The organism is Spirochaetota bacterium (assembly GCA_004297825.1).
Taxonomy (GTDB): Bacteria; Spirochaetota; UBA4802; order UBA4802; family UBA5368; genus FW300-bin19.
In genome coordinates this window covers 1-21116 of record SCSX01000072.1, presented here as the reverse complement: position 1 = coordinate 21116, position 21116 = coordinate 1, and the positions used below count along the sequence as shown (strand labels likewise).

Below are 21116 nucleotides of genomic sequence, written 5' to 3'. Positions count from 1 at the left end.
CATTTGATGTCTTCCATGGAAGAGGGCCGGCAATCCTGGCGGAACGCAGGGAGAAACTCAAACAGGCCCGTAATGCAAGATTTGAACGAAACAGGGAATTGAACAGCAATCTACTGGAGGGCTTACCAGCTTAATTCAACCGAAAATAATTCCCATTTGGGTGAAGCGAAACAACAGGACTTACACGCCGTTCCCGTAAAGCATACACCAGGAAACGCGCGCGGTGAATCGCACCCATACGGAAAAGCCGGGGGGCCGATGCGCATGTACACCATTCATGATCCGCATCGTGCCACAGTGCGCCTTCCGGGACTTGACAGCACGTGGAAGCGGTACTACACTTCCTCATGCCTTCAGGTGTATCGGACCATGAAATAACCGTGCGCACCGCGCTCCGGCCCGGGGACGCGGGGAAGATCATCGCGCTGCACGGACTGGTCTACGCGGACGAGCACGGCTTCGATCACACCTTCGAGGCCTACATCGCCGAACCGCTCGCACACTTCATCACAAGGAACAGCCCCCGTGAAAGAATCTGGATCGCCGACCGGCGCGGCGACGTCGCGGGCTCCATCGCGCTCGTCGACGAGGGCCGGGGCGCCGGCCAGCTCCGGTGGTTCATCCTCGACCGCGACGCGCGCGGGAAAGGCCTTGGGGCAACGCTCCTTGAAAACCTGATCGCGTTCGCGGCGGAACAGCGCTACGAGAGGATCATGCTCTGGACGCTCGACATCCTTCCCGCGGCCCTGCGCCTGTACACGGGCCGGGGCTTCGTCCCGAAAGAGGAGCGCGCATCCCGGCTCTGGGGGCGCGACCTCACGGAGATGAGGTTCGAACTGGAGCTCGCCTGACGGGCGGGAGGCGCGGCAAGCGGCGCACACGCGCATCGGCCCCCGTAATGGAAATTTATTTCCATCCCCCACGCCGGGATTTCCGCGACGAACATTCTCCCGCACACCCTTGACATCCGGCGCCGCGCGGCGTATCATCTTCCCAACGACACGCCGGGAGAGGACATCGCCATGACAATGAAATCGCTGCTCCGCCTTCAAGTCGCTTACGCGATCACGGGTATATTGTACAATGCCGCAAGCTACGCGACCCTGCAGCTCCACGGCTTCACGCTCGCGCCCACGGCGCCCATCACCGGCGCGCTGGTGATGGGCGCCTACTATCTCTGCCTGCTTCCCGGTTTCATGGGCTACCGCACGGCCTACCGCGTGCTCATGTGCTTCGCGATCGCGGTGTTCGGATACGGCGGCATCGTCGTGCACATCCTGAACTATCCCGGAAACCTGCACCTCTACGCCTCCACAGCCGCCTGGGCCGCGGCGATCGGGATCAACGCGGCGGGACTTGTCCTGAATTTCCTGGGGGCCTCGGGATTGTTTTTGAAAAAGGAAAGAAGCGAAGGATAGGGGTCCGATACACCCGTCCGCATCCGCCTGCGCCGGCATGTGCGGGCGAGCACACTACGCGCATCAGCGCGGGTTTTTCGTTCCGCCCGGCGGGCTCACCGTTTTCCAGAAGATATCGAAAAAATCCGGGATCGCGTCCACGAGCCGTTTCTTCATGCCCCTGAAATACCACTGATGAATCTGCCGATAGCAGTGCATGTAATACTGGTCGAGTATCTGACCCGTGGTGAGCGCGGGATCGATATCGCCCCGGGCGCGTCCCTTCTGGACGACCTGGTTCAGGATCGCCGCGGCGTCGCCGCGGATATATGAGGGCTCCTTCATCCAGGTGCGCATGGGCACCGTGATGAACGCCGTCACGGCGACGCCGGGATTACGGTCGTAGTAGTCCATGGTGACCCAGATGATCTTCCGGAATATCTCCCTGGTGTCTTCCATTCCCTTGATATGATCAAGGACGAGCACCCCGATCTCGCTAATTTTCTCATCGAGTATCGAGAAGAGCAAGTCTTCCTTTGAAGGAAAATAACGGTAGATCGTGCTCGGGCTTATCCCGGATTTTTTGTAGATCTCGCGCATGTTGACCTGGTGAAAGTCGTTGTGGGCGAAGAGATCGAGCACCGTGGCGTAAAGGCGGTGCTTGAGTTTGTCGGGAAGGAGCGGAGAAAGCGCTTTTTTTTGCGCGTGCGGTCGCGGTGATGTTCCTGGTTTCTTTTTCATTCGGGTTAATGCGAAGCGAACATCATTGCATCTTATTCCTTGTTGATAGAAAATCTTTAATATTTTCCAGTATTTTTCCTTCAATCATAACTGATGATTTCCACGATTTATCAAAATATATTTCTATTAAAAAGTTATTACATTTCAATATTTCATTTTCAATCTCATGAGTAAGAGCCATCCTCGCGAAAAAAGTACTCCGGGTATTTTTTTCATCCTGCTTTTGAATGATTGGATCGAAACGCGATGGATTCAATAGTACCGGGTGACCATTTTTAAAACCGTATTCCGGCGCTTCCCACCCTACCACGTCTCCTTTTTTAAAGACAATTTCCTCATCTTTTCGCCAATTGGCCATAAGTTTTAGCGTAAAAGTTAAATCATTCACTTTAAGGAAAGCTGCGGACTCTAAAACATCGCAAGGTGGTCGCGGGATAATTTCCAATGAGACCTGGGCCACCTGGTCAATTCCCTTGCATAACTCCTTACTATATAGTGCATTTACTTCAGCGGCGATAAGGTCCTTCGCCGTATGGCGAAGCAGCATCGTTGCCATACAAGAATTTTCCGATTCATTCTTCATTACCCTGATCTTGCCTTCGGAACATCCGCCGGCCATAACTGGTAAGGCAAGCGACGCGGCCATGAGAATGCTAATCGATCTTTTTATAATCATTTTTTATTCCTACTTTTTAATAAAGCAGAATTAAATATAATTCATTCTGCGATTTTTCAAATACATTTATTAATAAAAGGTAGTGAGTTATAGCTTCATTCACGCTACAGGGGATGAATTTAGCTTTCCACGGTTGAATAGCTGGTGCTAAACGCTTTTTCGCGCCGGGCCTCACTCGATCCGGGCGTATCCCCCGCTGAGCACGCGGCGGTCCTTGTCGTTCATCACGCTGAAAAAGAGATCGGTTCCGTTGTCCGTCTTCTTCCTGCCAGTCAGCCTTATCCTTATCTCCCCGGGGGGAACGACCATGTCGGTGAACCGGCATGAGATAGCGCGCAACCTCAGCGGGTCCCCGCCCGCCTCGGCGTCCGTGAGCTCGCGCGCGGCGTAGGCGAGCGTCGCGGTCCCCTGGAGTATGATGCCGGGCAGGCCCACCAGGCGCGCGAAACCCACCGAGGTATGGATGGGAAAGTAGATGTTCGTGCAGCCGTCGTAGACGAAGGGACGCATCCGGTCGATCCTCACGGCGTGCTCCCACAACGGTTCCGCGGGCTCTTCGATCCCCGGAACCACGGGAAGGTCGCCTTCGCCCCGCGCCGGGCCATCGCATTCCACACCGCGCATCATGGCGCCTATGTGCTCGGTGAAGACGGGCGCGCCGCTCGCGTCGAGCGCATCGAAGCGTATCACGGTGACGGTCCCCGCGCGGTGCGGCATTATGGCCGCGATGCGCCCCTTCACGGTGAGGGCGTCGCCGGGCATGACGGGGCGGTGAAAGGCGAGGTGCTCGGTGTAGTGTACCTGGGTCTGGAGTATCTCGCGCGGGAATTTTTCATCCTCGATGTACTCCCATATGCGTTCCGATACGGGCCAGGTCACCGCGACGGCGAATAGGGGCGGCGCGATTACCTTCTTCCCCTCCCCGTCGTCGAAATAGCGCGGGTTCCCGTCGTCCACCGCGGCCGCGTAGTTCATGGTCCAGCGCCAGTCCGCGGTCATCTTGTATTCCTTCAACGGCATACCGACGAAAGTAGAATCGATTTTCATGACAATCTCCAATTAAATAGACACCCTGCATCGCCTGTCATTTCGAACCCGGCCGTATGGGGTGAGAAATCTTGCCCGATCCGCCGGGAAAAGGATTTCTCCTCATCCCGAAAGACCGGGATTCGTCGAAATGACACCCGCCGATACGTCGAAGTTCGTTATCCCGATAATCCGGACTACTTCTTCAGCGTCTCCTTGATCTCTTCCTTGAGTGCGAGCTTGTTGACCTTTCCGCTGGCGAGCAGCGGCAGGAGCGGGCGTATGAAATATTTCTTGGGCACCTTGAAATTCGCGAGCTTCGCCTTGCAGTGCGCACGTATCTCCTCCTCCGTGACCGATTTCCCTGGCGTGGGCATCACGTAGGCCCAGCCCACCTCCTGGTAGACCTCGTCGGGCACGCCGATCACGGCCGCGAAGATGACCGCGTCGTGCGATTCGATCGCGTCCTCGATCTCGCGGGGGTACACGTTTTCCCCGCCGGTCTTGAACATCTCCGATATCCTGCCCGTGATATGGATGTAGCCCTTCGCGTCCCTGAACGCGAGGTCGCTCGTGTAATACCAGCCATCCTTGTCCAGCACCTTCGCAGTCTCCGCGGGGTTGTTGAAATACTCCTTGAACATGAATGCTCCCCGCACGGCGATCTCGCCTACTTCGCCGTCGGGCAATTCCTTTCGGGCGGTATCGACTATCTTCAGTTCGAAGGGCGGCGCGATCTTTCCCGCCGTGGTGAGGAGCGTCTCGTCGTCGTCGCCCTTCTCCGTGTAAGTGACGAAGCCGCATACCTCCGTGCTCCCGTACCCGGTGATGAGGTTCGCGCCGGTCTTCTTGGCGATGCCCGAGAGCGCGTCCAGCATCACCCGGGGCGCGGCCGCCCCGGCCCATGCGAAGAGCTCTATGCTGCTGAAATCGGTCTGGCCGAACGTGGGCTGCATCATCTCCAGCAAAAACATGACCGGGACCTGGCCTATCACCTGGAGCTTCTCCTTCCCGATCATCGCGAGTGTCGCGTTCGGGTCGAAGCGGTCCATGCACACGATACACGCCCCCGCCAGGATCGCGCCGAATCCGATCTCGACGTCCGCAGCCACGTGGTTGATGGGAAAATGCAGGAGCGCCCTGCCCCCCTCGCGGAAGTAGAATTTCTTCACCTCGACCTTTATGTTTTCGATGATGCTCGTATGGGTGTGGACGACGCCCTTGGGCTTTCCGGTGGAGCCGGATGTGTACATCAACAGTGCACTGTCCGCGCCCTGTATCGACGACGCGCGCTCCTCGAGCGCCGCGTCGAGCCCCGTGCGATCCTTCCCGATGTACTCCTCGAACTGCTCGGTGCCATCGAGGGGCGCGCCCACGATCAGGGTTTTTTTGATGAAGGGGCATTCGGACATGAGCGCGGTGATTACGGGACCCAGGTCCGTTCCCATGAAGTCGCGGACGGCGACGAGGACAACGGGTTTCGCGTCGTTCACCTGGAACCGGAGCTCGTCCGGGGTGAACTTCGGGTTGAGCCCCAGCCAGATCGCGCCCACCTTGTTCGCCGCCATGTAGGTGACCTGGAATTCCGTGCGCGCCATGGACAGAAGCGCGACGCGGTCGCCCTTCTTCACTCCCGCGTCCAGGAAAGCCTTCGCGGTCAGGTCCATGCGGTTTTTAAACTGGCGCCAGGTGAGCCGGGTGTCCTCAAACACCAGGGCCTCGGCGTCGGGCGATTTGTCCGCCCATTTTTCGACATAATGCCACGTCAGGTTCAGGTCCTTCCAGCTCATGCGGTCCTCCTCGCGTATCGGCGATATGGGTGGGCGCGCCGTCGCGCGAATGAGCGGCGCGGGCGTGCCGTATTCAATCCGGTACAAAACGGGGATTCCGTCAACAAGAAAACATTGTTACGAAATTTTTATTTTATAATAACATTGTTACGATATGATTGAAGGGTGATTTCTATTACCGGCGGGCGCGGAAGAAGGGTTGCCGGTGTATCGGCCCCCTGCCCCCGAACCTGATCAATACCCATATCACAAAAACTGCCTTAGGAGTCCCCCTGAATCCCACTTGGACAAGCTCAGTGCAGCACCCAGAGGGGGACATCAGCAATCGACAGAATATTCATTTGCCATTGGCAGATGTCGTTGCCCCCCGCCGGGGTGTATGGGGGGCGTTTTTTTTTACTTGCGGGTACTGGGTAGCTCCCGAACAGAGAGCGCCTGGTGACTTCATGGCTCAATCGGGGCGCGTGCGGTTTTCTTCAGTCCGACGCGAACCGGTACCCCACGCCGGGCTCCGTGAAGATGAGCCGGGGCCGCGAGGGATTCTCCTCGAGCTTTTTCCGGAGGGCCGCGACGTAGACGCGCAGGTAACTCGTCTCGCTCTCCATGCCGGGCCCCCACACCTCGCGCATGATCTGGCGCTGGGTGAGCACCTTGCCGGGATTTTTCGCGAGGAGCTTCAGGAGCTCGTACTCGAGGGGGGTGAGCTTTACGGCGCTCCCGTTAACGGTCACGGCGCGCTTCGCGAAGTCGATCGAAAGCCCCCCGTGGCTGAATACCGGCTCGTTTGGCTCGCGCGCGCTGCGCCGGAGCACCGCCCTGATGCGGGCGAGGAGCTCGCCCATGTTGAAGGGCTTGGTGATGTAGTCGTCGGCGCCGATGTCCAGGAGCTCGATCTTGTCGCGCTCCGATTCGCGCACCGTGAGGACGATGACGGGCGCGCGGTACCACTCGCGCAGCTTCGCGAGGACCTGGGCGCCCCCCATGTCCGGGAGGTTCAGGTCCAGGAGGATCGCGTCCGGTTTTTTCATGACCGCCTGTGTGAGGCCCTCGCCTCCCGTCCCGGCCTCGCACACCCCGTAGCCGTGGCTCTCCAGCCCGATTTTCAGGAACCGGCGGATCTGCGCCTCGTCGTCGATGACCAGTATCGTCTCATCCTTCATGGACCGGCTGTTCCCCCTTCTCCCGCGTTTCGACCGGCAGCGTGATCACGAAGCGTGCCCCACCCGCATCGCCGTTCCCCGCGCTTACCGTACCGCCGTGAAGCTCGACGATCCCCCGGCAGATAGAAAGCCCCAGTCCCAGGCCCCCATGCGCGGTGCCGGTCCCGCCGCGGTAGAACTTTTCGAAGAGTCTTCCCGTATCGGCGGGGGCGAGCCCCGCGCCCCGGTCCTCCACCGTGACGGCGACGCCGCGCTCGAGGCGCGCGGCGGAAATCCCGATCGCGGTCCCCGGGGGCGTGTGCACGACGGCGTTATGCGCAAGACTGTAGAGCGCGAGGGCGACCAGGGCCAGGTCGACCCGGACGAGCGGGAGGTCGTCCGGGCAGTCCACGGCCAGGTCCCTGCCCCCGAGCTGTGGCTCGAGACGGCCTATGGCCACGCCTATGATGTCCTGGACGTCGTTCCAGTCCGCGTTAAGCGCGAGCTTTCCCGACTCGATCCTGCTCATGTCGAGAAGGCTGTCGACGAGCCGGATGAGGCGCTCGGCGGCCTCTCCCGTCTCCTCCAGCAGGCGGGCGCGCATTTCGGGATTCGCGCCCACCGCGGGGTCCGTCATGGTGCTTATAGATCCCTTGATCGCGGTGAGCGGCGTGCGTATCTCGTGCGTGAGCGAGTTCATGAGAACGCGGTAGAGCTTCTCCGACTCCTCGTGTATCTGCGCCCGCTGCGACTCCCGGGTGAAGAACTCACGCTCGAGCGCCATGGCGAGGTGGCCCGCAAGCGTCTCCAGGAGCGTCCGCTGCTCGATGCTGACGAGCGTGTCCTCGGGGAAACGTATTCCCATCACGCCCGCGACGTGCTCCCGGTCCAGGAAGAGCGGGATGAACATGTAGGCCGACAAGGGAAGCGTGTCGGTGAAGCGCCCCGCGGTGCGGCCGTTCGTGAACGAGAAGAGCGCGACCCCGTGCTCCTTTTCATCGGGGGCCGGGGAGCTCGCCGGGTGCGGCGTATCGGACAGCGCGCCGTCCTCGTTCTTGACGTAGAGCACTGTCTCCGCGTTGAATTTCATGTTGATGTAGGAGAGTATGTGCAGCGCTGCCTCGTCGACCGTGGGGGAAGACGCGAACTTCCTGGTGATCGTGTACAGCACGTTCAGGTGCTCCTCGCGCTGCACCGCGGCCTTCTCCTGTGTGCGGATCCTCGAGGTGAGCGAGCCCACGATGACGGCGATGATGAAATACATGAAGAACATGATCGCGTCGTCTATCTCGGTGATGTAGAACGTGAACACCGGTGGAAGGAAGAGGAAGTTCCACAGGAGCGCCGAGAGCGCCGCGTAAATGAACACGGGGACCCGGTCCAGCACCAGCGCGAGAACGAGCACGGACAGGAGCAGTATGAGCGCCACGGAGCGCGCCCCGATAAGCGGAAGGGCGAGGTAGTTGAGCGACACGACGCCCGCGAGCACGCCCCCCGCGATCGCGTAATGGCGCCAGTTGATTTCCCCGCGCGCGGGCACGGGCTCCCTGCCGCGTGAAAAGTCCCGTTCCTCCTGCGCGCGTATTATGTAGAGGTCTATGCCCCCGCTCTCGCGTATGAGGCGCTTGATGGGCGTGCGCATGCGGAAGACGTCACGCCACGAGGGCTTTCCCGGTTTCCCCGCGACGATCTGCGTGATGTTCCGCTGGCGCGCGATGCGGAGTATCCCCCCGGTGATGTCCTCGTCGCGCGTCACCACGATCTCGGCGCCAAGCTCCCGGGCGAGCGCGATGTTTTTCTGCAATCGCTCGCCGTCCCTGCGCGAAAGCGGCACCGAGGTCTCCACGTTGACCGCGATCCATGATGCGCCCAGGCTGTAGGCCGTGCGGCGCGTCCAGCGGATGAGGCTCTCCGAGTAGGGGCTCGCGCTCACGGCGACCAGGAGCCGCTCGCCCGTCTTCCACGGGTCGGCGATCTTCTTCGCCTGCCGGTAGTCTTGAAGGGATTGGTCCACCTTGTCCGCGGTGAAGCGGAGCGCCATCTCCCGCAGCGCGTTCAGGTTCCCCGTCTCGAAAAAGTTTTCCGCGGCGAGCTTCGCGCGCTCACCGGCGTAGACCTTCCCCTCCGCGAGACGGGCGATGAGCGCTTCGGGGGAGATGTCGATGAGCACGACCTCGTCGGCGCGCTCCAGGACCGAATCCGGCAACGTCTCGGTCACCGTCACGCCGGTGATCTCCCCCACGGTTCCCGCGCGGCTCTCGAGGTGCTGCACGTTCAGGGTCGTGTAGACCGTGATCCCGGCGTCCAGGAGTTCGAGCACGTCCTGGTAGCGCTTGGGGTGGCGCGAATCGGGCGCGTTGGTGTGCGCGAGCTCGTCGACGAGCGCGATCCCGGGACGCCGCGCAAGCAGGGCGTCCAGGTCCATTTCTTCGATCGTCACGCCACGATAAATTGTTTTACGTCGGGGGACCGATACCACCCCTGCAGCGAGGCGCTCGATGTCCGCGCGGCCGTGCGTCTCGATGTAACCCGCGACGACGTCATTCCCGAGCGCGAGCTCCCTGTGCGCCGCCGAGAGCATCGCGTGGGTCTTGCCCACGCCCGCCGCCATGCCGAAGTATACCTTGAGCGCGGCCCGGTGCGTCCCGCCACCATTCTTGCGCATGACGCGCAGCAGGCTCTCGGGATCGGGACGGCTGTCCTCGTGCACCGTCATTTCATGGCGTCCAGGTCAATGTTCAATAACAGCACGTTCACCCTTGGTTCCCCCAGGAACCCAAGTGTAGGGTGTTCCACGTGTTTTTCAACCAATTCTTTCAATTTCACGACCTGCTCCGCGGTGAACGCGCGCGCCGCGGCGACGCGCGCCGTCTGCAGGCGCGCGGCCTCCGGGCTTATATGCGGATCGAGGCCGCTCCCCGAGGCGAAGAGCAGATCCGCGGGAACGGGCGTATCCTTTCCCCCTTCCGGCGCGAACTTGTCCCTGACGCCGCTCCAGTACGCCTTCCTCTCGTCGAAGGCCTTCTTTAAATCGGCGCTCGTGAGGCCCTTGTTGCCCGCCCCCGAGGGGAGCGTCGCGAAATCCGCGGCGGAGGGGCGGGGATGGAAATATTTTTCCTTCGCGAACGGCTGGGCGAGGAGCGCCGATCCCGCCTTGTTCCCGTTGACGACGACGATGCTTCCCCGGGCCTTGTCGCGGAACAGCGCCTGCGCCGCCCCGGTAATTGCGAGCGGGTAGATCACGCCGCCCAGCAGCGTCATCACGATGAGCATGCGCAGCGAGATTAGTATCGTATTCATTGCAGTACCTCCTTACGCCAGGTGCAGGAAGGACACCAGGATATCGATTGCCTTGATGCCGATAAACGGCACGATGAGTCCGCCCAGCCCGTAGATGAAGAGGTTCCGGGCGAGTACCGCGTTCGCGCCCACCGGCCGGTAGGCGACGCCCTTGAGCGCGAGCGGGATGAGCGCAACGATGATGAGCGCGTTGAAGATGACCGCCGAGAGCACCGCGCTCTCCGGCGAGGCGAGCCCCATGATGTTCAGCTTCGCAAGCGGTCCCGATGCGCCGCCTGCGGCGTACAGGCCCGCGAAGATCGCGGGGAGGATCGCGAAGTATTTCGCCACGTCGTTGGCGATGCTGAAGGTGGTGAGCGCCCCGCGCGTCATGAGAAGCTGCTTTCCTATCTCGACGATCTCGATGAGCTTTGTCGGGTTCGAGTCCAGGTCTATCATGTTCCCGGCCTCGCGCGCCGTCTGGGTGCCGCTGTTCATCGCGACCCCCACGTCCGCCTGGGCAAGTGCGGGCGCGTCGTTGGTGCCGTCGCCTATCATCGCCGCGAGGTGCCCCTTCGCCTGTTCCGCGCGGATGAGCGTGAGCTTCGTCTCCGGCGTCGCCTGCGCGACGAAATCGTCCACGCCCGCCTCGGCCGCGATCGCCGCGGCGGTGAGCGGGTTGTCGCCCGTGATCATCACGGTCCGTATCCCCATCCTCCGCAGATCGGCGAAGCGCTCGCGTATGCCCCCCTTGACGACGTCTTTAAGATGTATGGTGCCGAGCACCTCTTTCCCCTCCGCGACCACGAGGGGTGTGCCCCCGCTCATGCTGATAGTGTCGACGAAGGTCGTGACGTCGCCCGGAAACGCGCCGCCCCCCTGGGAAATATATTTCCGGATGGCCTCCGCCGAGCCCTTGCGGATGCGGCGCATGCCGCCGTCCTGGGGGATGTCGACGCCGCTCATGCTGGTCTGTGCGCTGAAGGGAATAAAGTGCGCGTGCGTGTCGCGCGCCTCCCCGGCCCTGAGGTTATAGAGATCCTTCGCGAGCACCACGATGGAGCGGCCCTCCGGCGTCTCGTCCGCCAGCGAGGAGAGCTGCGCCGCGGAGGCGAGCCGCCTCTGGTCGATCCCGCGCGCGGGAATGAAATCGGTCGCCATGCGGTTTCCCAGGGTGATGGTGCCGGTCTTGTCGAGCAGGAGCACGTCGATGTCGCCCGCCGCCTCGATGGACTTCCCGCTCATCGCGAGCACGTTGTTGCGGAGCAACCGGTCCATCCCGGAAATCCCGATCGCGCTCAGGAGCCCGCCTATGGTCGTCGGGATGAGGCACACGATGAGAGCTATGAGGATGGGCACGGTCATTGACGCCATGCCCGTATCGGCCCCCGATGCCTTCGCGCTGTAGGTCACGAACGGGTAGAGCGTCATGACGGCGAGAAGAAAGATGAGCGACAGCGCGGAGAGGAGTATCGTGAGCGCGATCTCGTTGGGCGTCTTTTGCCGCGTCGCCCCCTCGATGAGCGCGATCATGCGGTCGAGGAAGGTCTTTCCCTGTTCGGAGACGATCCGGACGAGGATTCGGTCCGATAACACCCTCGTGCCGGCGGTGACCGCGCTCCGGTCCCCCCCGCTCTCGCGTATAACGGGCGCGGACTCTCCCGTGATCGCCGATTCGTCCACGCTCGCGATGCCCTCTGTCACCTCGCCGTCCCCCGGGATCACGTCGCCCGTTTCGCAGACGACGATGTCGCCCTTTTTCAAATCTCCCGCGGGAAGCCTGAATTCCGTCCCCTCAACGAGCATGCGCGCGACAGTCTTCGTTTTCGTGTTCCGGAGGCTGTCGGCCCGGGCCTTGCCGCGCCCCTCCGCGATCGCCTCGGCGAAGTTGGCGAAGAGCACCGTGAAATAGAGCCACAGGGCAATTTGCACATTAAAGCCCGAGAAGCGCCCCTGGAAGGCATCGGCGATGATGACGCCCGTGGTAAAAAGGGCGCCCACGCCCACTATGAAAATGACGGGGTTTTTGGCCTGCGTGCGAATATTAAATTTCTTGAGGGAGTCCAGCAGCGCGGTCCTGAGTATCTCCCTGTTGATGAGATGTTTCTTCTTGTCCTTCGATTTCATGATCGTTCTCCGTTAAAAAAGCATTCCCTTCATTAATAACAGGTGCTCCACGATGGGCCCCAGGATGAGCGCGGGAAAAAAGGTGAGCGCGACCACGATGACGATCACGCCCAGCAGCAGCAGCACGAAGAGCGGGCTGTCGGTGCGGAAGGTTCCCTCGCTCTCCGGAATGATCTTCTTGACCGCCATGCTCCCGCCGATCGCCACGACCGGTATGATCACGGCGAACCGCCCGATGAGCATCGTCAGCCCCAGGAGCAGGTTATAGAACACGTTGTTCGCGTCGAGCCCCGCGAAGGCGCTTCCATTGTTGCCCGCCGCCGACGCGAACGCATAGAGCATCTCGGAAAGTCCGTGCGGTCCCGCATTCGACAGGTGCGCGAGGCCCTCCTGCGTGACGGACGCGAGCGCCGCGAAAACGAGTATGACCGCGCTCGGGGCGATAATAGCGAGCACCGCCCACTGCACCTCGAGCTTTTGGATCTTCTTACCCAGGTACTCGGGGGTTCGTCCCACCATGAGGCCCGCGAGGAAGACCGTGAGGACGACGAACATGAGCATACCGTACATTCCCGCCCCCACACCGCCGAAGATAATCTCTCCCAGCGTGATGTTCAGCATCGCGACCATCCCGGTGAGCGGGCTCATCGAATCGTGCATCGCGTTCACGGATCCGTTCGAGACGCTGGTGGTCACCTCCGCCCAGAGTATGCTGTTCGCGATGCCGAAACGCTGCTCCTTGCCCTCCATGAGGGCCGTGCTCCCATACAGCGGATTGCCCCTGTATTCGCTGTACGCCATCACCGCGAGCCCCATGACGAGCAGGATGAGCATGGTCGCGAAGATCGCGAGCGCCTGGCGACGCGAGCCCACCAGTTTGCCGTAGGTAAAGACCAGCGCGGCGGGGATCAGGAGTATCGAGAGCATTTCCAGAAAATTCGAAAGGGGCGTCGGGTTCTCGAAGGGATGCGCGCTGTTTACGCCGAAAAAACCCCCACCGTTCGTGCCCATCTGCTTGATCGCGATCTGCGAGGCGGCGGGGCCCAGGGGGACCACCTGTTGCGCGCCCTCGATCGTCGTGACGGTTTCATACGGGGCGAATGTCTGCACCACGCCCTGACCGGCGAGCGCGATCGCGATCACGACCGACAGCGGGAGGAGGACGTAAAGGGTGGATCGGGTGATGTCGACCCAGAAGCTTCCCAGCGCGGTCGTTTCCCTGCGCGTGAGCCCGCGCACCAGCGCGAGGAACGCCGCGATCCCCGTCGCCGCGGAGAGGAAATTCTGCACCGTGAGCCCCAGCATCTGGACGAGGTAGCCCAGCGTCGATTCGCCGGAATACGACTGCCAGTTGGTATTGGTCATGAAGCTCACCGCCGTGTTGAACGCGAGGGCCGGCGAGACACCGGCGAGGCCTTGCGGGTTGAGCGGGAGGCTCGATTGAAATATTTGCAATAGGAAGACCACCAGAAATCCCAGCGCGTTGAACACAAGCAGGGATTTCAAGTAACGCTTCCAGTCCATCTCCTCGTCCGCCCGGACCCCGGACAGTCTGTAGAGAAGGCGCTCGAATGGCGCCATCACGGGACTCAGCAGGTTGCGTTCGCCTTTGAACACCTTAGCCATATAGGCGCCCAGGAACGGCGCCGCGCCGATAAGCACCACGAAATAGAAAAGGATTTGAAAGATATCCCTCATGGCATACGCCTCCGTCAGAATTTTTCAGGATAGACGACCGAGTAGACCAGGAAGACCGCGAGCGCCGTCCCCACTACCGCCGCGAGTAAAAGTTCAATCGTCATGGTGTGCCTCCGGTTATTCAAAATCCGTATGAAAGGTAACCGGAGGCGCGGCATTTTGTCTATCTTCGGGGCGTTAAGGCGGAGGTCGCGGGCATTAAAATAGTGTTAAGAAGGGATGATGGAAATTTATCTAAAATAAAAAATTTATTGACGAAACGAGACTATGGTTGTATATTACAACCATCATGAACCAGCACATAGATCAGGCTACGGCCGTATTTCACCTTTTACGGGACATGGGGAAGGTAATGCGGATTTTCCAGAGCGAAGCCGTGCTTTGTGAAGGGGTCACGTTCGCGCAGTTCTGCATACTCGATCATGCGGCCGCGCGGGGCGGCAGGCTGGAGCTATCGGAGCTTCACGGCCTGCTCTCGGTGGAGAAGAGCACGACGACCCGCATGGTGGGCCCGCTGGTCAAACGGGGGCTCATAGCGCGGGAAATTTCCGCGCACGATTCAAGGGCCATCGAGCTTGCCCTCACCGCGAAGGGCAAGGACGTCCACGCGGAGGTCTGGAAATGCCTGGCGGGCTTCATTAATGACGTGCTAAAGCAGATTCCCGGCAGCCGGCGAAACGGCATACTCGAGTCGCTGGGAGTTTTTATCCGGTCGATCCGCCAATGCTGCGGCGGGAAACCAGGAAGCGGGTGCGGCTGTGTATGATCGGCTTTTTTTAAACTATAGTTGTATATTACAACTTAATACGACGGAGGTATACGATGAAACGATTTACGCTTCCCCGCATCGCTCATTGCTGCAACGGCGCGTGACGCCGGTCCCGGGCACGACCTTAAACTGCCCGCTATTATTTTATTCCGGAAATTCACAAAGGAGCTGCCATTCAAATGGGAAATTACATGACACACCATGGTATAATCGAAGCGACGGTAGACGTGGCGAAAATAAGAAGCACGTACACCTGGATGAGCAGGGCGTATTTCCTGTTCGCGCCATTGGAGAAGAAGGCACGCATGAGGGGGATCGAACTTGCGCGAATTCAGCCCGGAGATAACGTATTGGAAGTCGCGGTCGGTATCGGACACTCATTCCTCGAAATTATGAAAAGGGTCGGGCGTACCACGACCGTGCAGGGAGTAGACCTTACCCCGGCCATGCTTGAAAAAACAAGAAGACTGGTAACCAGCAAGGGATATACTAATTTTGAATTGCGGGAATGTGACGCCAGGCACCTGCCTTTTGCCGACGAAACCTTCGACGTTCTTTACAACAGCTATATGCTGGACTTGATCCCCATCGCGGACTTTTCGGTCGCGCTTAATGAATTCCGGCGCGTGTTAAAAAAGAACGGCCGCCTGGTCCTGGTGAATTTCAGCAAAAAGGACAGCGCCCCCGTCGTACTGGAAAAGCTTTATAAGCTGAGTCCCGCTCTCTGGGGGGGATGCAGGCCAGTCATAATGGAGTCTTATGCGGTGAACGCGGGATTCAAAAATGTGAAACGAGAATATCCGGGAACGATTTTCCCCTCAGAGATTGTTGCCGCGATAAAATAGGAGAACCGATCATGAATGCCCATTCGCCTGCATACCACCGCCCGTCGGCGGTCCAGAGGAATCTAGCACCGCAGCTCCTTTATTTCCATTCCTCTTTCGTTCTCAGGTCATCAAGGTTTATTCCCTTTGATTTGAGGTAACGCTTCCTCAGCATGTAGTATACGAATCCGCTCAGGATGAATAAAAGAAAGAAGCCTATCTTCATGGGAGATTTGAGGTCCGCCAGTATGACCGCGCTGAAAAACAGGATCAGGACGAAGCCCATGATGGGACAGAAATAGAGCCAGAATCCCTTCAGTTTGAATTCCGATTGTGCGTATTTATCGGGGTACAGTTTCGGCAGCCTGAGCGACGCGATGAGCAGGGGGAGAAAGATGAGAATCCCCGCAAGCGCGGAATAGGACGCGAACGTCTCGAGCGAAAGCCCGGACAGCACGCCGCAGATCGAGAGTATCCAGATTATTATAAAGAGAATATGCGCCGTACCGAAGCGCTTGTGAATCCTGCCCAGGAACGCCGGCAGAAGACCGTCGCTGATAATCATGAGCAGGGACTTGGTTCCTATGATGAACAGCGCGTTCAACGTGGAAACAAGCGCGACAATCGCGCCGCACAATACGAAAAAGGCCACACCCGCCGGACCCAGGCAGGACTGGCTCACCGCGATGAGTGGCTCATCGACACCGACAAGGCCCTGCCAGGGAACCACACCCACGGCGGCGAACGCGATCGTCAGGTAGACGATGGTCACGACGGGGAACGTGATGAAATACGCCCGCGGGATCACCTTCCCCGGATTTTTGATCTCATCGCCGAGCTCTATGATTCCGTTGGAGCCGAGATAGGTGAAGGTTAACAGCCCGACCCCCAGGAAGAGGCTCCCGGTCCCCATCTGCATGAAATCATCCATGTATTCCGCGTGAAACTGAATAAGGCCGTTCCCGGAAAAGTAGAGCTTCGCTGCGACCGCGAGTATCACCAGGACGCCCTGGACCTGCACCGCCGGTTTTATCCCGATGATGTTGATTATGAACAGGAACGAGATGAGGACAACGGCAAACAGCTCGATGGATAATCCCGGAAAGAACAATCGTGCGTACCGGGCGCAGGCCATGCTGTAGAGCGGTATCTGCCCGAAAAACGTCGCGAGGATGTATACCCATATTCCCACAAAGGTAAACCCGGGAGAAACCATGCGGCTGGGATACTTGTAGTTGCCGCCGGTCGTTGGCAGCGCCGATCCCAGCATGGCAAGGGGCAGCATACTGAGGAACACGGGTATTACTGCGATCGCGTACGCCAGCGGCAGCGCGGGCCCCACGATCTTCAGCACGATGCCGGTGAACACGAATATGCCCGCCCCCATGGTCATGCCTATGGAGATAAACGTCACCTCGGGAAGTCCGAGTACCCTTTTTAAGCCGTCAATTGCCATAGATTCCCCTTTATAATTCCAAGAAATTATCGAGCCCGGTCCACGTTATGCGACTCCAGGGACGGTTATCCGATTCCCCTTGCCAACAGGCTGGAAAGCGACAGAACGGCTTATAGTAACCCGGCGATGCAAATAAAGCAAGCCGGATTCCCCCCGGTAACCGGGAACGCAGTCCTTCGAAAAGTATTTTTACATTGACTCGGCGGAATTCTCCGGACCATAGTGCCGCATGTTCAAGATCGATATGATACAGACGGTCGCGTTCGCGGGCGTGGTCATTTTCATGGGCTACGGGATACGCAGGATCATCCCCCCGCTCTCACGGTACAACCTGCCGGCCCCGGTGATCGGGGGGCTTGTCATCGCCCTCATGCATCTTGTCACCCGGAACATGGGCGTTGTGCCAATCCAGTTCGATACCACGCTCCAGGCGCCCATTATGACCGCGTTTTTTACTACGATCGGTTTCGGGAGCAGTCTTGCGCTTTTCAGGAAGGGGGGATCGATGATACTGACCTTCCTGATCATATCGGTCGTGTTCACCCTGGTGCAAGACGCGGTGGGGATCGCGCTGGCGGTTCCACTGAGACAGCACCCGCTGTTCGGGGTTTTGAACTCTTCGGTGACGCTGGTGGGCGGTCCCGCCACGGGGCTCGCCTTCGCCCCGCTGTTCGAGAAGGCGGGCGTACAGGGCGCGGCGTCGATAGCGATCGCAAGTGCGATGACGGGCATTATTTGCGGGGGCCTTATCGGGGCTCCCATCGGGACGTGGCTCATCGAGCGCTTTCATCCGGGACGCTCGATTAAACGCGAAAAACATATCGGCCCCCCCGCCGCCACCGCGATCCTGGAAGAACAGCTCCACGACGAACCGGTCGAAGCGCCCGAGGGGGAGGCGCTCGAGGCCTACGCGCTCCTGAAAAACCTTGTGGCGATCCTCATCGCCATGTGGGCGGGATCTTGGATAAGCGGCGCGTTCGAATCGACTGGAATTACCCTGCCCGCGTATATCGGGGCGATGTTCGCCGGCGCTATCGTACGCAACGCTGCCGACCTGACCGGCGTCGTCTCGCTGTCGCAGCGGTATATCGACGACATTGGGACCGTTTCGCTTTCGCTGTTCGTCGCGATGGCCATGATGTCCCTGCACCTGTGGGAGCTCGCGGGCGCGGCGCTGCCCATGCTCGTCATCATCCTGGCGCAGGTGGCGCTCGTGGGCGCGGCGTGCTTCTGGCCGCTGTACCGGCTTTTCGGCAGGGATTACGACGCCGCGGTCATGTGTGCGGGTTTCTGCGGTTTCATGCTGGGGACCACGGCCAATTCCATGGCGAACATGGAATCGCTCGCGGAGCGCTACGGGCCGGCCAAGCGGGCCTTTCTCGTCGTTCCCATCGTCGGGTGCTTTTTTATCGACCTGATCAATGCGATCATCATCATGGTGTTTATTAACGCGTTTTCGTGAGGGGGAGAATTTACACCATTTTAAAAAAGGTATGAAGCCCCACTACCTTGAAGGTTTTCATGATCTCAGGGTTTACGCCCCGAAGAAACAGCTTTTTTTTGCCGATCACGTTTCGGGTCGTCTTCACCAGCTCGGCGATCGCCGACGAATCGATCTCAAGGAGCTTCTGGCAATCGATCATGATACGGTCCTGCTTTTTTGCTATGACCGTTTCCAGTGCTTCCCGTAATACGCCGCAATTGGTGATATTAAAACTGCCGTCCAGTTGCAGGGATATCTCAGTTTCGGACTCCAGTATTTTCACCTCCGCCATGCCGACCTCACTGTTCATGTAAATAGAAATTTCTCATCCGATTCAGGGGATACTAAATCGCGGCGGTATTCTGTCAATGCATTATCGAGAACGGGCATGCGCATAACGTGTTAATTCGAGGATTTTCCAGGACAATGGTTACCGTGCGTTAACCAAATCACTTTTCAACCGGCTTAGTATTGGGCCTCATTGCACTATCGCGCGCAAATCCGGATAGGAAGGCCATTGGCATAACCACTATTTCCACAGCGAGACAATACAGCATAATCGACAGAACCGTATCCGGGTCTTTTACCGCGGGTATAAATCCTGTGATGGCGATCACGAGAACAAATACCATTAATGAAGAGCTGATTATTAGAGACCAGGGCCACAGTTTGCCCAGCGGCTTACGAATACGGACCGATACTATCTTTCGCCATGAGGCCAGCGGTTTATTAATACGGGTTGCGACAATCCAGAAGAAAGGAAAGAATACCACCTGTGCGATTCCCCCGCCGAACAGGAGAAGCATAATAAAGAGAATAAGAAAAACCGTCGGCCCGTTCTTCTTATGAACGAACCAGAACGACCAGATAATGACGCCGGAGCCGATAGTCATTGCCGCGATGCCGGTCACCAAATAATTCCGGACAAGAGAAAAAGCAGGCTCACTTCCATGCGGCCACATTCTATGGGCTTCTCCAATGGCCGCTATGAACAAGCCGCCGGTGGGGGCATATCCCTGAAGCATCTCGAAGAATCCATGGCTTATTCCCGAAAATCCGAAGAGAACGCCAAGGGTTGCCACATTTATTTTTGTCGATTTATTCATTCTGCTATCTGGGATCCATAATAATCATGATTTCTTTCCAGCCGATTTATTCAATTCCCGCGCGCTCGATCGGGAACCATCACCGATGAATTAAAACCCTTAACGATCAGCCATACCGCCAGCACTATTTCCTGCAACGCCATGGGAACATTTAACGCAAGGTAGATTGGGGTTATAATACCAATAACACGAAATAAGAAGAGCAGGCTTGCCGCTATGGCCAATGTCGTTCCCAGCAGACCCCATCCCGACAACCAGCGGGGAACAAGTTTTGTCTGAAATAGAAGAGAATAATACATCAGGCCACCTATACATACGGAAATTATAGTCGCCACATGGTTCAATAAATCGCGCCCCGTCTGCAAAAGTACGCCCATGGTCTGGAAATATGATCCGCCGGGCCTTCCTGCGTTTACAAACTCCTGGCTCAGGGAAAGAAGCAGCAGCAATACGATTACACCAATTACGATAAACACCCCCGCCATAATCCTGAATCCAGCGAATCCAAAGGCCAGTAATTGATTATATTTTCTCAATACGGGGTATTGCACTATCGCAACGCCAACATATATTGGCGCCATCAGTAAATGGAAAAACGCCGTGACCAGTACGCCATGAGTGTCCGACGCCGCTTTTACGAGATACTCCGGATCATCTATGACATAAGAAATGCTCAGGATGCCCGCGATAATGCCAAGGATATAAAGCACTCCCGCGGCGGTAGCGATTTTGCGGGGTTGATTGGTGATTGATTTGCTTGTTAGTTCCATTACAAGAATCCTTTATATCATTGCCCCTGCCAATTCAGTACACGTCGTCATGACTGCCTATATCGACGGGAATTATCTTATCGTCTTCAACAATAAAATCGATGCATATGCGATAACGGTGAAAATATTTTTTCGCTAACTCGAAGTTACCCCGCTTTTATTTACCCGTTGATACCTCATTTTCAATCGCCTTTTGAACTAATTGATTCAAGGGAATTCCAAGTGATAATGCTTTTTCAATAGCCTTTCTATGCAACGTGGGGGATATTCTGACATTAAAACTTCCTTTATAGGATTTATAAATCGGTTTCTTATTTGATTTACAAAGGCGAATATAATCGTCAACGGCTTCCCTGAAAGAGGAGAGAAGTTCTTTGACCGATTTGCCTTCGAAAGTAATAAGATCGTTAATCCCTTCAATTTTACCGTAAAAAAGCTCGTCATCGGCATTGAAGTGAACGGACCCAATAAAATCCTTATGCTTTAATATGTCTTTCATCCCAGTACCTCGATATTTCGCAATGATATTGACGGGAAAAAGGAGTGACTGGCCGTAATCGTAGTTCTTATAACGAGGCGTGGCGTACTTCATCACATGATTTTGCTCTATTATAAGCGATAAGCGCAAATTGTCAATTAATTTCCATATTTAAAGGCTTTTTCTACAGACTCGTTATGCGAAGGAAAGAACGCATCAAACAGTTAAATTAAAATCTTTGGCGCTTCAGGAAACCGTGTGGAAAACTGACAAAATGACGATACTGAAGATATGAAAGAGACTCTGGAAGAATTTTACAATCATTTATTGGGAATAGAAAGCCCCTGGGAAGTGGAA

20 protein-coding genes are annotated in these 21116 nt (G+C 57.8%); 5 read left to right on the top strand and 15 right to left on the bottom strand.

The features are described 5' to 3' along the window. The first annotated feature begins 347 nt into the window (after window positions 1-347). Both EPN93_15850 and EPN93_15845 read left to right on the top strand, forming a co-directional pair. Window positions 348-851, top strand: a complete 504-nt coding sequence (locus EPN93_15850) for a GNAT family N-acetyltransferase (protein TAL32656.1) — start codon at window positions 348-350, stop codon at window positions 849-851. A gap of 177 nt (window positions 852-1028) precedes the next feature. Next, entirely contained in the window at window positions 1029-1418 is a 390-nt protein-coding gene (locus EPN93_15845; GenBank protein ID TAL32655.1) for a hypothetical protein, read from the top strand. Between the two features lie 63 nt (window positions 1419-1481). Here EPN93_15845 and EPN93_15840 read toward each other — a convergent pair whose 3' ends face one another. From EPN93_15840 to EPN93_15795, 10 genes are all read right to left on the bottom strand, one after another. Next, window positions 1482-2138, bottom strand: a complete 657-nt coding sequence (locus EPN93_15840; protein TAL32654.1) for a TetR/AcrR family transcriptional regulator — start codon at window positions 2136-2138, stop codon at window positions 1482-1484. 22 nt (window positions 2139-2160) lie between these two features. Beyond that, window positions 2161-2814 carry a hypothetical protein gene (locus EPN93_15835; protein ID TAL32653.1) on the bottom strand — a complete coding sequence of 218 codons (654 nt, stop codon included), beginning with the start codon at window positions 2812-2814 and terminating at the stop codon, window positions 2161-2163. A 171-nt stretch (window positions 2815-2985) separates the two neighbouring features. Next, window positions 2986-3861 (bottom strand): hypothetical protein, encoded by an 876-nt coding sequence (locus EPN93_15830; GenBank protein TAL32652.1) that lies wholly within the window; start codon window positions 3859-3861, stop codon window positions 2986-2988. Window positions 3862-4037: 176 nt separating this feature from the next. Continuing rightward, entirely contained in the window at window positions 4038-5717 is a 1680-nt protein-coding gene (locus EPN93_15825) for a long-chain fatty acid--CoA ligase (protein ID TAL32651.1), read from the bottom strand. A gap of 389 nt (window positions 5718-6106) precedes the next feature. Continuing rightward, window positions 6107-6790 (bottom strand): response regulator transcription factor, encoded by a 684-nt coding sequence (locus EPN93_15820; protein ID TAL32650.1) that lies wholly within the window; start codon window positions 6788-6790, stop codon window positions 6107-6109. Further along, on the bottom strand, window positions 6780-9485 hold the full coding sequence (locus EPN93_15815) for a sensor histidine kinase KdpD (protein TAL32649.1): 2706 nt from the start codon (window positions 9483-9485) through the stop codon (window positions 6780-6782). Before EPN93_15815 ends, EPN93_15820 begins: the two co-directional genes overlap by 11 nt. Beyond that, window positions 9482-10069: a potassium-transporting ATPase subunit KdpC gene (kdpC, locus tag EPN93_15810; protein TAL32648.1), complete on the bottom strand. Its 588-nt coding sequence runs from the start codon at window positions 10067-10069 to the stop codon at window positions 9482-9484. The genes EPN93_15815 and kdpC overlap by 4 nt, the downstream gene beginning before the upstream one ends. A gap of 12 nt (window positions 10070-10081) precedes the next feature. Then, on the bottom strand, window positions 10082-12175 hold the full coding sequence (gene kdpB, locus EPN93_15805) for a K(+)-transporting ATPase subunit B (protein ID TAL32647.1): 2094 nt from the start codon (window positions 12173-12175) through the stop codon (window positions 10082-10084). 12 nt (window positions 12176-12187) lie between these two features. Next, window positions 12188-13873 (bottom strand): potassium-transporting ATPase subunit KdpA, encoded by a 1686-nt coding sequence (gene kdpA, locus EPN93_15800; protein TAL32646.1) that lies wholly within the window; start codon window positions 13871-13873, stop codon window positions 12188-12190. A 14-nt stretch (window positions 13874-13887) separates the two neighbouring features. After that, window positions 13888-14031 carry a potassium-transporting ATPase subunit F gene (locus EPN93_15795; GenBank protein ID TAL32645.1) on the bottom strand — a complete coding sequence of 48 codons (144 nt, stop codon included), beginning with the start codon at window positions 14029-14031 and terminating at the stop codon, window positions 13888-13890. Between the two features lie 113 nt (window positions 14032-14144). Between EPN93_15795 and EPN93_15790 the strand changes: the two genes are divergently transcribed. Continuing rightward, the gene (locus EPN93_15790; protein ID TAL32644.1) at window positions 14145-14639 is read left to right on the top strand and encodes a MarR family transcriptional regulator; all 495 of its coding nucleotides are present in this window, start codon (window positions 14145-14147) and stop codon (window positions 14637-14639) included. 182 nt (window positions 14640-14821) lie between these two features. After that, on the top strand, window positions 14822-15487 hold the full coding sequence (locus EPN93_15785) for a methyltransferase domain-containing protein (GenBank protein ID TAL32643.1): 666 nt from the start codon (window positions 14822-14824) through the stop codon (window positions 15485-15487). A 79-nt stretch (window positions 15488-15566) separates the two neighbouring features. On the opposite strand, the gene EPN93_15780 is transcribed toward EPN93_15785, so the two are convergent. Continuing rightward, complete coding sequence (locus EPN93_15780) at window positions 15567-16922, bottom strand: amino acid permease (protein ID TAL32642.1); 1356 nt, start codon at window positions 16920-16922, stop codon at window positions 15567-15569. Between the two features lie 229 nt (window positions 16923-17151). On the opposite strand from EPN93_15780, the gene gltS reads away from it, so the two are divergent. Next, complete coding sequence (gene gltS, locus EPN93_15775) at window positions 17152-18384, top strand: sodium/glutamate symporter (protein TAL32641.1); 1233 nt, start codon at window positions 17152-17154, stop codon at window positions 18382-18384. Window positions 18385-18394: 10 nt separating this feature from the next. On the opposite strand, the gene EPN93_15770 is transcribed toward gltS, so the two are convergent. The 4 genes from EPN93_15770 to EPN93_15755 form a co-directional block, all read right to left on the bottom strand. Beyond that, the gene (locus EPN93_15770; protein ID TAL32640.1) at window positions 18395-18715 is read right to left on the bottom strand and encodes an anti-sigma factor antagonist; all 321 of its coding nucleotides are present in this window, start codon (window positions 18713-18715) and stop codon (window positions 18395-18397) included. Window positions 18716-18854: 139 nt separating this feature from the next. Next, window positions 18855-19511, bottom strand: a complete 657-nt coding sequence (locus tag EPN93_15765; GenBank protein ID TAL32639.1) for a hypothetical protein — start codon at window positions 19509-19511, stop codon at window positions 18855-18857. A 50-nt stretch (window positions 19512-19561) separates the two neighbouring features. After that, entirely contained in the window at window positions 19562-20281 is a 720-nt protein-coding gene (locus EPN93_15760; protein ID TAL32638.1) for a DUF4386 domain-containing protein, read from the bottom strand. Between the two features lie 157 nt (window positions 20282-20438). Further along, window positions 20439-20780, bottom strand: coding sequence for a type II toxin-antitoxin system HicB family antitoxin (locus EPN93_15755; GenBank protein TAL32657.1), 342 nt, complete (start codon window positions 20778-20780; stop codon window positions 20439-20441). Window positions 20781-21116: the final 336 nt, after the last annotated feature.

Bases quoted from the DNA above. Each gene is read 5' to 3' on its own strand.
- EPN93_15850 (TAL32656.1), top strand. From the start codon at position 348: ATGCCTTCAGGTGTATCGGACCATGAAATAACCGTGCGCACCGCGCTC.
- EPN93_15845 (TAL32655.1), top strand. From the start codon at position 1,029: ATGAAATCGCTGCTCCGCCTTCAAGTCGCTTACGCGATCACGGGTATA.
- EPN93_15840 (TAL32654.1), bottom strand. From the start codon at position 2,138: ATGAAAAAGAAACCAGGAACATCACCGCGACCGCACGCGCAAAAAAAA.
- EPN93_15835 (TAL32653.1), bottom strand. From the start codon at position 2,814: ATGATTATAAAAAGATCGATTAGCATTCTCATGGCCGCGTCGCTTGCC.
- EPN93_15830 (TAL32652.1), bottom strand. From the start codon at position 3,861: ATGAAAATCGATTCTACTTTCGTCGGTATGCCGTTGAAGGAATACAAG.
- EPN93_15820 (TAL32650.1), bottom strand. From the start codon at position 6,790: ATGAAGGATGAGACGATACTGGTCATCGACGACGAGGCGCAGATCCGC.
- EPN93_15815 (TAL32649.1), bottom strand. From the start codon at position 9,485: ATGACGGTGCACGAGGACAGCCGTCCCGATCCCGAGAGCCTGCTGCGC.
- kdpC (TAL32648.1), bottom strand. From the start codon at position 10,069: ATGAATACGATACTAATCTCGCTGCGCATGCTCATCGTGATGACGCTG.
- kdpB (TAL32647.1), bottom strand. From the start codon at position 12,175: ATGAAATCGAAGGACAAGAAGAAACATCTCATCAACAGGGAGATACTC.
- kdpA (TAL32646.1), bottom strand. From the start codon at position 13,873: ATGAGGGATATCTTTCAAATCCTTTTCTATTTCGTGGTGCTTATCGGC.
- EPN93_15795 (TAL32645.1), bottom strand. From the start codon at position 14,031: ATGCCGCGCCTCCGGTTACCTTTCATACGGATTTTGAATAACCGGAGG.
- EPN93_15785 (TAL32643.1), top strand. From the start codon at position 14,822: ATGGGAAATTACATGACACACCATGGTATAATCGAAGCGACGGTAGAC.
- EPN93_15780 (TAL32642.1), bottom strand. From the start codon at position 16,922: ATGGCAATTGACGGCTTAAAAAGGGTACTCGGACTTCCCGAGGTGACG.
- gltS (TAL32641.1), top strand. From the start codon at position 17,152: ATGTTCAAGATCGATATGATACAGACGGTCGCGTTCGCGGGCGTGGTC.
- EPN93_15770 (TAL32640.1), bottom strand. From the start codon at position 18,715: ATGAACAGTGAGGTCGGCATGGCGGAGGTGAAAATACTGGAGTCCGAA.
- EPN93_15765 (TAL32639.1), bottom strand. From the start codon at position 19,511: ATGAATAAATCGACAAAAATAAATGTGGCAACCCTTGGCGTTCTCTTC.
- EPN93_15760 (TAL32638.1), bottom strand. From the start codon at position 20,281: ATGGAACTAACAAGCAAATCAATCACCAATCAACCCCGCAAAATCGCT.
- EPN93_15755 (TAL32657.1), bottom strand. From the start codon at position 20,780: ATGAAAGACATATTAAAGCATAAGGATTTTATTGGGTCCGTTCACTTC.